The sequence below is a fragment of the Oribacterium sp. genome (assembly GCF_057249185.1).
The window spans coordinates 1-12556 of sequence record NZ_DBHIGR010000055.1 but is presented as its reverse complement, the minus strand read 5'-3'; the positions used below and the strand labels follow the sequence as shown (position 1 = coordinate 12556).

General features: G+C 44.9%; 12 protein-coding genes. All 12 read right to left on the bottom strand.

The window, feature by feature from the left end; translation table 11 throughout:
• Positions 1-142: 142 nt before the first annotated feature.
• The 12 genes from ACO4PX_RS04735 to ACO4PX_RS04680 all read right to left on the bottom strand — a co-directional run bounded on the left by ACO4PX_RS04735 (position 143) and on the right by ACO4PX_RS04680 (position 12221).
• Complete coding sequence (locus ACO4PX_RS04735) at positions 143-1480, bottom strand: glucose-6-phosphate isomerase (protein WP_455016662.1); 1338 nt, start codon at positions 1478-1480, stop codon at positions 143-145.
• A 160-nt stretch (positions 1481-1640) separates the two neighbouring features.
• On the bottom strand, positions 1641-2324 hold the full coding sequence (locus ACO4PX_RS04730) for a 5'-methylthioadenosine/adenosylhomocysteine nucleosidase (protein WP_485571723.1): 684 nt from the start codon (positions 2322-2324) through the stop codon (positions 1641-1643).
• 98 nt (positions 2325-2422) lie between these two features.
• The gene (locus ACO4PX_RS04725) at positions 2423-3490 is read right to left on the bottom strand and encodes an undecaprenyldiphospho-muramoylpentapeptide beta-N-acetylglucosaminyltransferase (RefSeq protein WP_455016665.1); all 1068 of its coding nucleotides are present in this window, start codon (positions 3488-3490) and stop codon (positions 2423-2425) included.
• A complete protein-coding gene (locus ACO4PX_RS04720) occupies positions 3483-3902 on the bottom strand; it encodes an HIT family protein (RefSeq protein ID WP_315369913.1) in 420 nt (139 codons plus the stop codon). Before ACO4PX_RS04720 ends, ACO4PX_RS04725 begins: the two co-directional genes overlap by 8 nt.
• 100 nt (positions 3903-4002) lie before the next feature.
• Positions 4003-6831 (bottom strand): excinuclease ABC subunit UvrA, encoded by a 2829-nt coding sequence (gene uvrA, locus ACO4PX_RS04715; protein ID WP_485571721.1) that lies wholly within the window; start codon positions 6829-6831, stop codon positions 4003-4005.
• A gap of 211 nt (positions 6832-7042) precedes the next feature.
• Positions 7043-7774: an amino acid ABC transporter ATP-binding protein gene (locus ACO4PX_RS04710; protein WP_304071102.1), complete on the bottom strand. Its 732-nt coding sequence runs from the start codon at positions 7772-7774 to the stop codon at positions 7043-7045.
• 2 nt (positions 7775-7776) lie between these two features.
• The gene (locus ACO4PX_RS04705) at positions 7777-8466 is read right to left on the bottom strand and encodes an amino acid ABC transporter permease (RefSeq protein ID WP_304071105.1); all 690 of its coding nucleotides are present in this window, start codon (positions 8464-8466) and stop codon (positions 7777-7779) included.
• Positions 8467-8538: 72 nt separating this feature from the next.
• Positions 8539-9369, bottom strand: coding sequence for a basic amino acid ABC transporter substrate-binding protein (locus tag ACO4PX_RS04700; RefSeq protein ID WP_485571719.1), 831 nt, complete (start codon positions 9367-9369; stop codon positions 8539-8541).
• A 257-nt stretch (positions 9370-9626) separates the two neighbouring features.
• Entirely contained in the window at positions 9627-10205 is a 579-nt protein-coding gene (locus ACO4PX_RS04695) for a Gx transporter family protein (protein ID WP_314670269.1), read from the bottom strand.
• Between the two features lie 224 nt (positions 10206-10429).
• Positions 10430-10627, bottom strand: coding sequence for a cold-shock protein (locus ACO4PX_RS04690; protein ID WP_007156460.1), 198 nt, complete (start codon positions 10625-10627; stop codon positions 10430-10432).
• 177 nt (positions 10628-10804) lie between these two features.
• Positions 10805-11680: an Hsp33 family molecular chaperone HslO gene (hslO, locus tag ACO4PX_RS04685; protein WP_183684108.1), complete on the bottom strand. Its 876-nt coding sequence runs from the start codon at positions 11678-11680 to the stop codon at positions 10805-10807.
• Entirely contained in the window at positions 11673-12221 is a 549-nt protein-coding gene (locus ACO4PX_RS04680) for an SEC-C metal-binding domain-containing protein (protein WP_040648399.1), read from the bottom strand. The genes hslO and ACO4PX_RS04680 overlap by 8 nt, the downstream gene beginning before the upstream one ends.
• Positions 12222-12556 lie beyond the last annotated feature (335 nt).

The following is a 12556-nucleotide window of genomic DNA, read 5'->3' as shown; positions in this document are numbered from 1 at the left end:
AGCCCGTCGGTACTTGCGAAAAACAAGAGAATCGCAGTTTTTCGCTTAGTATCCGATACGTGGCGAAGCTAGCGAGAGCGTGCCCCAAATTTAGACCTATATTGCTTAGAAAACTATTTTGATTTTTTACAGCCCCTAACTATTACTTGTTTGCCAACTCCTTCGCCAGTTCTTCATATCCCGGCTTTCCTAAGAGGGCGAACATATTTCTCTTGTAGCTCTCCACTCCCGGCTGGTTGAAGGGATTTACGCCGTTTAAATAAGCGGAAACACCGCAGGCAAACTCAAAGAAGTAAAATACTTCTCCCAGAGTTCTGGCGCTCTGCTCGTCAATCTTTACGATAAAGTTCGGTACATCTCCGTCACTGTGAGCCAAGATGGTTCCCTTCATGGCTGCCTTATTCACAAAGTCTACGGTTTTTCCTGCCAGATAGTTCATTCCGTCTGTATCGATGGCTTCCTTCTCCAGCACAATCTCTTCCTTGGATTTTTCAATTTCCAATACGGTTTCAAAGTGCAGGGGACTTCCTTCCTGAATAAACTGTCCTAAGGAGTGTAAATCTGTAGTAAAGTCTACGGAAGAGGGGAACAGACCTCTGTGATCCTTACCTTCGGATTCTCCCATTAACTGCTTCCACCACTCGGAAAGGTAGTGGCAGGATGGCTCATAGTTTACCAAAATCTCAATCTTCTTATTCTTTCGAAGCATGATATTTCTGGCTGCCGCATACTGTAAAGCAGGGTTCTCCTTGTAATCAGCGGAAAGCAGTCTTTCCCGCATTGCATTGGCGCCATCCATTAGCTCCTGAATATCCACACCGGTCACGGCAATGGGAAGTAAACCAACCGCAGTCAGTACGGAGAAACGTCCGCCGATATCATCCGGTACCACAAACTCCTCATAGTGCATTTCGTCAGCCAGATTCTTCAACGCGCCCTTAGCTCGGTCAGTAGTGGCGTAAATACGCTTTGCCGCCTCATCCTTTCCATACTTCTCTTCCAGCAATCCCTTGAATACTCTAAAGGCAATGGCAGGCTCTGTAGTGGTTCCGGACTTGGAAATGATGTTGATGGAGAAATCCTTTCCCTTCAACACATCCTGCAAATGCAGAATATACTTGGAAGAGATGTTATTTCCCACATAGTAAATTTCCGGAGTCTTTCTGTCCTCTTTCTTTAACTCATTGTAGAAGCTGTGATTTAAAAATTCGTTGGCTGCACGAGCTCCCAGATAAGAGCCTCCGATACCGATTACCAAAAGAACATCGGAATCCTCCTGAATCTTCTTTGCCGCCTTCTGAATCCTCTGAAACTCTCCCTTATCATAATCCGTCGGCAGGGAAATCCAACCTAAGAAATCATTTCCTGCACCCTTTCCGGACAAAAGAGTATCTCTTGCCGCAAGAGTCTGACTTTTAAAGTTCTCCATCTCCTCTTCACTGATGAATTTTCTTGCCTTGGATAAATCAAATTGTAGCATATAGCCTCCTTCTCCTTTTCCCTCTAATCCTTTAGAGGGTAGTTTTTTCGAGAGGATTCCCGGATATATCGGGAAATCTCCTCTTCTTAGCCCCTACAGTGTATCCTTAAAAAAAATACACCGTTAACTCTAACTTTATTTCTTATTTTGTAAGAATAACTTACTTTAAGAATTCTAAGACAAAGTCTACACTTTGTGCAATAGCTTTTCTTTCAAATTCTGTATAAGTCATAGGTGCTTTGGTATTTGCTTCATCGGAAATAAATCGTAAAATCAGGAAAGGAACCCCATTTTTCCTTGCAATCTGGGCAATGGCCGCCCCTTCCATCTCACAACAGGATGCTTGGAACTCTTTCCGCAAAAATTCCTTTTTCTCCTGTGAGGAAACAAAGCAGTCTCCCGTAACCACTCTACCCAGAAAAGTATGAAAGCCCTGCATGGACTTCCCCACCGCTAATGCCTTCTCAATCATCCTTTCCTCTGCCGGAAAAGCCAAATCCTCTTCTCTGGGAATCTGTCCCAGGGGGTATCCGAATTCCGTGGCATCCATATCGTATTGCAACGCATCCTTAGAGACCAAAAGATCCAAAACATGAATCTCCTCCGCAATGGCTCCTGCCACACCGGTATTTATGATTTGCTCAGGAGAAAAGGCATCAATTAGAGCCTGGGTACATGCTGCTGCATTGACCTTACCAATTCCCGCCTTGCAAAGCACCACTTCCTGTCCGGAAAGCTTTCCCTTTACAAAGAAGTATGGCCCCTTTTGGATTTCTTCTCTGTCCTCACAGAGCTCCTTAAGCTTTGCCACTTCCTCTTCCATGGCTCCGATAATTCCTATCATCTTCCCCCTCCTTTTTACGGCATAAGTTTTTATGGCATCAGGCATAAATTGAACAACTTGAATAATTTTACTGAATTCATTTTTCCCGAAAAAAAGGATTACAAAAATGAATCAATGAGTTGTAATACATTTTCTCTTCCATTCTTTTCCTTACTGTTTCTCATAGCTTCCTGAAATTTTGCCTTATTTTCCTTCAGCTCCTTTAACAAAGCATAAAGCCTGGAAAAATCCGCCTCCGCCTCTTCCTGAGAAAGCACCAGCGAATAACCCTGTTTTTGGAAGGACTCCGCATTTAAAATCTGGTCTCCTCTTGAAGCTCCCTTGGGTAAGGGAATCAAAAGGTTGGGCTTTTCCAAAGCCAAAAGCTCACAGATTACATTGGCTCCGGCTCTGGATATGACACAGTCTGCCGCCTGATAATAATCCGCCAGCTCCTCATGAACATATTCATATTGCTGATAGCCTACTCTATTCTTAAGGCTCTCCTCCGCATTTCCCTTACCGCAAACATGGAGGATATCCCAGTCTTCCAAGAGCTGGTTCAGGTTCTTTCGAATCACTTGATTCACCGCCTGTGAGCCCATGCTACCGCCGATAATCAGTAAAACCTCTTTCTCTCCGGAAAATCCGGCTCTTTCCAAGCCCTTCTCTCGACTTCCCTGTAGAAGTTCCTCTCGAATGGGGGCACCGGTAAAGACCGCCTTCTTCTTCGGTAAATAATTTAGGGTTTCCGGAAAATTACAACAGATTTTTTTAGCAAAGGGAATGGTCAGCTTATTGGCAAGTCCGGGGGTCATATCCGACTCATGACAAATCACGGGAATCCTAAGGCTTGCCGCAGCATAGACCACCGGTACCGCAACAAATCCCCCCTTGGAAAAAACCAGATTGATTTTTTCTTTTTTCAGGAATTTTCTGGCCTGAAAAAATCCTGCGAGGACCTTAAAGGGGTCGGTAAAGTTCTGTAAAGAAAAGTATCTCCGAAACTTTCCTGTGGCAATCCCGTAGTAGGGAAGTCCTGCCTTTTCTGCCAATTCTTTTTCTATTCCCTTTTCCGAACCGATATAAAAGAGCTGATGATTTCTTTCCTTTAAACCGGGAATCAGGGCAAGATTTGCGGTAACGTGTCCCGCGGTGCCTCCCCCTGTTAATACAATCTTAGCCATGAATCTCCTTTACAATGCTTTCCTTCACCTTCTCCAGCTCTCCATCCTCATAAGAAAGAGGAGTCCATAAAACCATGCTGTCCTTTGCATCAAAGCGGGGAATAATATGCACATGAAAATGCTCCACCGTCTGGCCTGCCGCTTCTCCGTTGTTTTGCACCACATTAAAGCCCTTGGCACCGGTAGCCTTCACCATGGCTTGTCCGATTTTTTTCGCCAAAGGAAAAACCTTGGCCAGAACTGCATCATCCATCTCCAAAAGATTCTTTCCGTGTTGCTTTGGCAGAATCAGACAGTGTCCCTTTGCCGCCGGAGAAATATCCAGAATCACCCGAAAATCCCCATCTTCATACACCGTTCCGGAAGGAATCTCTCCATTGGCAATCTTACAAAAAATACAATCTGCGCTCATTGTTCTGTCCTCTCTTTCTCTGCTAATCTCCTGCTGAAATAATAGTTTTTTCTATCTGAAATAATTGTTTTCTCTATTATATCGCATTAGCTAAATTTTGCTAATTTAAATACCTCTTTAAATATTTTCCGGTATAGGATATTGGATTTTCCGCTACTTCTTCCGGGGTGCCGGTACAAAGCACCGTTCCTCCGCCGCTTCCTCCTTCAGGCCCCATATCAATCAGGTAGTCGGCACACTTGATCACATCCAGATTGTGCTCAATTACAAGAACTGTATTGCCGCCATCCGCCAGTCTTTGTAACATTTCCACCAGCTTCCGTACATCCTCAAAATGTAAACCTGTGGTAGGCTCGTCCAAAATATACAGGGTTCTTCCGGTTCCTCTTCGGCTTAGCTCTGTTGCCAGCTTGATTCGCTGGGCCTCTCCTCCGGATAGCTCCGTACTGGGCTGTCCCAGGCGAATGTAGGAAAGCCCCACATCCATAAGCGTCTGCATTTTTCGCTGAATACTGGGGATATGGGCAAAGAACTCATAGGCCTCCTCCACCGTCATATTCAGCACATCATAGATATTCTTTCCTTTGTAGCGAACCTCCAAGGTTTCCCTATTATAACGCTTTCCGTTACAAACCTCACAGGGCACATAGACATCCGGCAGGAAATGCATCTCAATCTTTACAATACCGTCTCCGGAACAGGCCTCACAACGTCCCCCCTTCACATTGAAGGAGAAACGCCCCTTGGTATAGCCTCGTTCCTTGGCATCCTTGGAGCTGGCAAAGAGATCACGAATCAGGTCGAAGACGCCGGTATAGGTTGCCGGGTTGGAGCGAGGGGTTCTTCCGATGGGGCTTTGGTCAATGTCAATGACTTTATCCAAGGCCTCCAAGCCTTCCATCTTTCTGAACTTTCCTGGAATCATCTTGGCCTTGTTCAAAACCTTGGCACAGTGCTTATGGACGATTTCGTTCACGAGAGAAGACTTTCCCGAGCCGGAAACGCCGGTAACACAGGTGAATACCGACAAAGGAATCTTCACATCCACATTTTTCAAATTATTTTCCTGGGCGCCATACACATCCAGAGTCTTTGTAAAGCTTCTTCTATGCTTTGGCAGAGGAATCTTTTTCTTTCCGCTTAAATACTGACCGGTTATAGAGTCCTTATTTTTCATAATCTCCTTGGCAGTACCTACGGCCACCACCTGCCCGCCGTGTTCTCCGGCTCCGGGACCGATATCTACAATCAAATCCGCCTCTCGCATGGTGTCCTCGTCATGCTCCACCACGATAACGGAATTTCCCAAATCCCGAAGACGCTTTAAGGTGGCAATCAGCTTGTCGTTGTCCCTTTGATGAAGGCCGATACTGGGCTCATCCAAAATATAGGCTACTCCCACCAAACCGGAACCTATCTGGGTAGCCAGACGGATTCTTTGGGCCTCTCCTCCGGAGAGAGTTCCGGCAGAACGGGCAAGGCTTAGGTAATTTAGCCCCACATCCAGCATGAACTTGCTTCTGGCCTTGATTTCCCGGATAATCTGATCCGCAATTTTCTCTTCCATGGCGGTTAGCGTCACCGTGGAAATCCAGTCATGGAACTGATCTAAAGGCAGAGTACAGGACTCGTAAATATTCTTCTCTCCCACAGTTACGGAAAGAGAACTGGGCTTCAGTCTGGCTCCATGACAGCTGGGACAAGGCGTAATCCGCATAAACTGCTCGTACTCCTGCTTCATTTTCTCAGAAAAGCACTCCTTATAGCGTCTTTCCACATTGTTGAGCAAGCCTTCAAATACCACACGGTGCACATTTCCTTTTCCAAACTGGGAGGCATAGCGTACCGTAATGCTTTCCGTACCGGTACCCTGGAGAATAATCTTCCGAATCTTCTCCGGAAGCTCACAAAATGGAGTATCCAAAGAAAAGCCGTACTTTTCACTCAAAGCCACCAGCATGGCATGGGTGAAGCTTCCTTCATCCTTGGAATTCATCCAGCCCATTACGGAAATGGCACCTTGATTTAAAGATAGACTTTCATCCGGAATCATCAGTTCCGCATCAAATTCCATCTTATAGCCTATTCCAAAGCAGGTAGGGCAGGCTCCAAAAGGATTATTAAAAGAAAAGCTTCTGGGCTCGATTTCCTCTATACTGCTGCCGTCCACCGGACAGGAAAAGCTGGTGGAAAGCCGCAGCTCCTCTCCATTTAAAAAGTCCACAAGCAAAAGGCCGTTGCTTAAAGAAAGCACCTGTTCAATGGAATCTGTAAGACGCTTTTCAATGCCCTTCCGTACCACAAGACGATCTACCAGCACCTCAATGGTATGCCGGTTATTTTTCTCTAAATCAATCTCCTCTTCCAGCTCGTACATATTGCCGTCAATTCTTGCCCGAACAAAGCCGGAACGGCGAATACTTTCCAAAAGCTTTTCGTGTTTCCCCTTCTTTCCTCTTACCACCGGAGCAAAGAGCTGCATTTTAGTGCCCTCTTCCCGCTTCATCAGAAGGTCCACCATCTCATCCACGGTTTGCTTTTTGATTTCTCTTCCACATTCCGGACAATGGGGAATTCCCACCCTGGCATAGAGAAGTCTAAGATAATCATAAATTTCCGTTACCGTTCCTACGGTGGAACGGGGATTTCTGTTGGTGGATTTTTGGTCAATGGAAATAGCCGGAGAAAGGCCTTCAATCAGCTCCACATCCGGTTTCTCCATCTGTCCCAGGAATTGTCTGGCATAGGAGGACAGGGACTCCATATATCTTCTTTGCCCTTCGGCATAAATGGTATCAAAGGCCAGGGAAGACTTTCCCGATCCGGATAAGCCGGTAAGAACCACTAAAGAATCTCTGGGGATATCCAGATCCACATGCTTTAAATTATGCTCATTCGCACCACGAATTTTTATCCACTTCTTTTCCAATGTATTTCCCAAACCTCTCTACAGTCTTGCATTTACTATTTGTCTTCTACCGTTTTCTTTATAATCTTTCTTGCATAAAAATAGCCGGCAAACATTTGTTTGCCGACTAAGCTTAACACCTCTATAGGGGCTTTTCAAGGGCTTCTTCTTAGGGAGCGATGACAGGATTTTTCAGAACCCTATCGCCGCAGGAAAATATGCCTTCCAAGTTTTAAAGCACCTTGGATAAGAAGCTCTGCACACGCTCATTTTCACTATGATAGAAAAAGTCTTCCGGAGCCGCCTCTGTAATAAAATATCCATCCTCTAAGAAAAGCACACGGTTGGAAACCTCCCGGGCAAAGCCCATTTCATGGGTTACCACCACCATGGTCATCTTTTCCTCCGCCAAATCCCGCATAACCTGAAGCACCTCTCCCACCATTTCCGGGTCTAAGGCCGAGGTAGGTTCATCAAAGAGCATCACATCCGGCTCCATGGCAAGGGCTCGTACAATGGCAACTCTTTGCTGCTGTCCGCCGGAAAGCTGTAGGGGAAATTGCTGTGCCTTATCCTCAAGGCCCACTCTTTTTAAAAGAGCCATTGCCTTTTCCTCTGCCTCCTCTTTGGATTTCTTAAGGAGCTTTCTGGGACCAAGAGTCAGGTTGTCCAAAATACTCATGTGGGGAAAGAGGTTAAACTGCTGAAACACCATGCCCATCTTCTGCCGTAAAGCATCCACATTCTTACTATGTAATACGCTTTGTCCTTCAAAGAAAATATCTCCCTTGGTCGGACTTTCCAACGCATTTAAACAACGAAGAAAGGTGGACTTTCCGGAGCCGGAGGGTCCGATAATACTAATCACGTCTCCCTTATGAATTTCCACGGAGATATCATGTAAAACCTCTTGATTTTTAAATTGCTTATGGAGATGTTCTACCTTAATCAAGACCTCTGCCATCATTATCCCCTTTCTTTTCTTTGAAATGCCTCTTCCATCTTTTTCTCCAGGAAGGAGAAGAACATGGTTAAGATCAGATAAATCAAAGCCACCGTAAGCAATGGTGTCCAGGCATCATAGGTTCTGGAACGAACAATGTCTCCCGCCTTGGTTAAATCCTGTACCGCCACATAACCTGCCACCGCAGTTTCCTTAATCAGGACAATGAACTCGTTGAAGATGGCAGGAAGCACATTACGAACCGCCTGGGGCATAATAATATACCGCATAGTCTCACCATAGCTAAAGCCGAGAGAACGACCTGCCTCCATCTGTCCCTTGGGGATGGACATGATTCCGGAACGGATGATTTCCGCCACATAGGCTGCGGAGTTTAGGCCGAAAGCAATAATGCCCACAAAAACTCCGGAGAAAATACGGGAAGTAAAGATACAGTAATAAAAAATCATCAGCTGAATCACCGCAGGGGTTCCGCGCATAATGGTCAAATAAAGCTGACAAATCCCGTTGGCTATCTTCCCTTTTCCGGTTCTGTCATAGGTACTTCTTATCATACCGATAACAAAGCCCAAAGCCACACCGATTAGAAGGGCAAAAAACGTGATAATCAAGGTATTTTTCAGTCCCTCCAGAAAATAGAGATAGCGTTTATCCTGCACCAGATTCATATACAGATGTTCCTGTAATGACATATATTACTCCCCTCTACAGCGAGATGTCCCGCCATATAGGCAGGACCCTCGAAATGAATACAAAGCAGCTGATTATTTTGCCTGAATATACTTAGCTGTAATTTCCTCCAGCTTACCGCTATCCTTCAGCTTCTTTAAGGCTGTATTAATCTTCTCCACCAGCTCCGTGTTTCCTTTTTTAACACAAATAGCATAATCCTCTTCCGCATAGGCAGTATCCAAAAGCTTTAAGCCCTTATTCTGAGAAACAAATAACTCTGCCGGATTCTTATCAATAACCACCGCATCAACCTTGCCTGCCTGTAAGGCCTGAACCGCATCTGCCCCCTTCGGAAAACGTTCTACGCTTTTTTCTCCTAAATCATCTGTGGAATACAGGTCTCCGGTAGTTCCCTGCTGTACCCCCACTTTCTTTCCCTTTAAATCATCGATGCTGCTGATGGTGGAATCCTCTGTCACAATGACGCTCTGTACGGAAGTGGCATAAGAATCGGAGAAATCCACATTCTTTAAACGATCCTCATTAACCGTCATGCCGGCTGCACCGAAATCTGCCTTTCCGGACTGCACTGCAGGAATAATAGCATCAAAAGCCAGGTCGGAAATTTCCAACTTCATTCCCATCTCTTCCGCAATGGCTTCCGCAATGTCCACATCAATACCTACAATATCTTTTCCCTCGTGGTACTCATAGGGAGGAAATTCCGCATTGGTAGCCATAATCAGGGTCCCACCATTTGCTTCCGCCTTAGCCGAATCCTTTTCCTTCTCCGCTCCTGCCTGACTGCCCTGTTCCGTTCCCGCTTCACTTCCCTTAGCTGCTCCTTCCGTACTTCCCTTGGAACCGCTGCAAGCTACCAAAGACAATCCTGCCAATGCCGCAATCAATAAGTACTTTTTCATATTCTCTCCTCCTTAAATACACTAATCTTCATCATCCTGTTTCCAAACAAGCTTCCCGTTCAAAAACCGTTCAACCTGTTAAAGCCAGCCCCTTACTGTCCTGTCAAATGGCGAACAATGTATAAAGCAAAGCTGTTATATGCATAATTATACTTTTATCCTCGGTTATGTCAAGGGCTTTTTTGAATATTTTTGCATATTTTCTTTGCTGTCTGCATAAGTAGAAATTCTATTACTGCATTACAGAGCTTCCCGGACTAGAAATATTGCCGAAAGAAAGGCTTCAGGCGTTTCATTAAGACGCCCCCTAAAATCCCTATTAGAACACCTGCAACAGAGCCTGCAATCAGTAAATACGGGAGATAATACCAAAGCGCCGTGTTTTTCAGAAGATAAGCCGCCATAAACACCTGACCGATATTATGAAAGATTCCTCCGATCAAGCTGACACTGACTGTGGAAAAATGAAGCAGATTTTTAAATAGAAGCATCATCAAAAAACTGCATAAAAATCCACTCAAAGAATAGCTAAGGGTCAAAGCGTTTCCAAATAAAAGGGATAAGAGAATGATTCTTAAAAAGCCGATTACCGCTGTAGGGATTGGCCCTACGGAAAACAACATTAAAATATTCACTAAATTCGCCAGCCCCAGTTTTACTCCCGGAATGGGAATAGGCGTAGGAAGCTGAGCCTCCACATATCCCAAAATCATGGAAATGGCTAAAAACATGGCATAAATACTAAGATGAATGCTGCTTCTACGCCTTGCTCCTTGGGGAACTTTCCCGGAAATTTCATTTTCCCGGGAGCTTTTCTTTTTTTCCCTATCCTGCATGATCCTCCTAACTCCTATTCTATGCTAATAAAAACTATGCTTTTCTATTATGCTATACCGCCTTTTATGACATGAAAAAGGACGGCGCACGCGCCGTCCTGCTTTTGCTTTTCTTTCATCTTGATACTTCTGCAATGCTGTCCTTCTTCTCATGCTGTCTTACTTAACCGTCTGTCCCGAGAAGTCGTCTATATTACAAAATGATTCAAACCCGAAGAGAAAAATTAAAGCTTTACTACGTTAGTAGCCTGAGGTCCCTTAGCTCCGTCAACTACTTCGAACTCAACGGCCTGACCTTCTTCCAAAGACTTGAATCCGTCTCCGGACAATCCGGAATAATGTACGAATACATCCTTTCCTGTCTCATCAGAGATAAATCCATAACCCTTCTGGTTGTTAAACCACTTTACTGTACCTTTCATTACTATATCCTCCAAAAAACAATTGCAACCGAAATTGATTACAACAATGGAAGAATACCATATCCCCTGCACTTCGTCAACCGCATTTTTAGAAGAATCCCAGCATTTTGGTTTTTTTCTGAATGGTTTTATCCCTCTTTTTTAGAAAACTCGAAAAATAGAAGCCTTGTGAAAAAATTATCTGTTGAGCAATTCTTCTAAATCATTCTCTGAAAAGATGTACTTCTTATTGCAGAAATCACAACGTACTTCCTGGGATTTATGGTCGGAAAGTAAAGATTCAATCTCTTTCTTTCCCAAAGAAATCAAAGCTTTCTCCACCCTTTCTCTGCTGCAGTTGCAGTGATAGCGAAGCTCCCGCTTCTCATGAATTTCCAGTCCGAAATCTCCCAACAAATACTCCAGAAGCTCCTCCGGTGTATGCTTTGCCAGTAAATCCGTAACGGAATGAACCTTGGACAGCTTCTCCTCCAGCTTATCCAGAAGACTTTCCTCTGCAAAGGGGAGAAGCTGAATAATAAAGCCTCCGGACTCAGCCACAGTATTTTCCTTATTCATCAGGACTCCAAGGCCTACTGAAGAAGGAATCTGCTCACTGATACTGTAGTAAGCATTGATATCCTCGGCAATTTCTCCGCTGATTAAGGCAGTCTGTCCCACGTATGGCTCTCCTAAGCCATTGTCCCGGATCACGGAAAGGAAACCGTTCCCCACGGCGCCACCTACATTTAAGTGACCATCCTCCCTTGCGGGAAGAATCACATAGGGATTCCCGCAAACGCCCTTTACATTGCCATGGGAGTCTGCCGTAGCCACAAGACTCTTCATCGGGCCGTCTCCCTTGATGGATAGGGTAATCAGGTCTTTCTCTCCCTTTAACTCCACTCCCATCATCAGAGCCGCACTCATCAATCTGCCCATAGCCGCAGTGGCAATGGGGGAAGTATTATGAATTCGTCTTTGCTCCTCTGCCGTATTTCTGGTGCTGCAGGCAAAGGCGCGAATCTGCCCTTCTGCCGCAGTCCCTCTTACCAAATAGTCCGCATTAGCCATTTTGTAATAATTCTCTCTCTTTTTCTTCGTCTTTTCTCATGCAACACTTTTTGTATTTCTTTCCGGAGCCGCAGGGACAAGCATCATTTGGATAAATCTTCTTGCTCTCTCTCTTCACCGTTCCGGACTTCTTCTGCTCCTTATAGAGCTCTTTTCTCTTCTCCTCTGTCAAAATGGAATCCCAAGCCGGAAGCTCATAGAGCCAGGAAGCCTTGGCCTCCACCATGTTGTAGTACAGCTTTTCCGGATCAATCTGAATCTTAACAACGGTATCTTCTTCCATAGTATCTATAGGATTATGATAGCCTGCTAAAGACTCATCGATTCCGTCCAGAATTCCTACGAAAATGAAGGGGTCGATGGAGAACTTTTCTGCCAGTTCCTTTACACTTCCCTCATAAACCTTCTTCGGATCCTTCAGGATTTCCTCATAAAATCCCTTCTCCAAAGCAAAATACTTCTGCCAAAGAGCCTCCTGCTCCTGCTTATTCATTCCGTTTCCGTAGGCGGTATTTCTCCAATTTTCTAACAAAGTTGCCATAGCTATCTCCATTTCTTCATTTTTCTTTAGACTCAAAGCGAGCAAATCTCGCAAAGCGCTTTCCTCTTAGGGGCAATTCCCCGATAACTTTATGATTATATCAAAAATCCCAACTTTTACAACCAAAGGATATGGGAGCAAATCCTCACAGAATATACGGGTAAATTTTGACAGCTAAGAAGGAATACATCGGTTCTTAAATCGGTTTTTCTGCATATAGTGCTGAACAGGGGCACGCTCCCGCTAACCTCGCCTTCGCAGCGGTACTAACTTCAAGTTGCGCGGTAGTTTGACAGTTAAATAGTTCCAAAATCTCCTCAGGCCTTGAAAAGCCT

Bases quoted from the DNA above. Each gene is read 5' to 3' on its own strand.
- ACO4PX_RS04735 (WP_455016662.1), bottom strand. From the start codon at position 1,480: ATGCTACAATTTGATTTATCCAAGGCAAGAAAATTCATCAGTGAAGAG.
- ACO4PX_RS04730 (WP_485571723.1), bottom strand. From the start codon at position 2,324: ATGATAGGAATTATCGGAGCCATGGAAGAGGAAGTGGCAAAGCTTAAG.
- ACO4PX_RS04725 (WP_455016665.1), bottom strand. From the start codon at position 3,490: ATGGCTAAGATTGTATTAACAGGGGGAGGCACCGCGGGACACGTTACC.
- ACO4PX_RS04720 (WP_315369913.1), bottom strand. From the start codon at position 3,902: ATGAGCGCAGATTGTATTTTTTGTAAGATTGCCAATGGAGAGATTCCT.
- ACO4PX_RS04710 (WP_304071102.1), bottom strand. From the start codon at position 7,774: ATGGCAGAGGTCTTGATTAAGGTAGAACATCTCCATAAGCAATTTAAA.
- ACO4PX_RS04705 (WP_304071105.1), bottom strand. From the start codon at position 8,466: ATGTCATTACAGGAACATCTGTATATGAATCTGGTGCAGGATAAACGC.
- ACO4PX_RS04700 (WP_485571719.1), bottom strand. From the start codon at position 9,369: ATGAAAAAGTACTTATTGATTGCGGCATTGGCAGGATTGTCTTTGGTA.
- ACO4PX_RS04695 (WP_314670269.1), bottom strand. From the start codon at position 10,205: ATGCAGGATAGGGAAAAAAAGAAAAGCTCCCGGGAAAATGAAATTTCC.
- ACO4PX_RS04690 (WP_007156460.1), bottom strand. From the start codon at position 10,627: ATGAAAGGTACAGTAAAGTGGTTTAACAACCAGAAGGGTTATGGATTT.
- hslO (WP_183684108.1), bottom strand. From the start codon at position 11,680: ATGGCTAATGCGGACTATTTGGTAAGAGGGACTGCGGCAGAAGGGCAG.
- ACO4PX_RS04680 (WP_040648399.1), bottom strand. From the start codon at position 12,221: ATGGCAACTTTGTTAGAAAATTGGAGAAATACCGCCTACGGAAACGGA.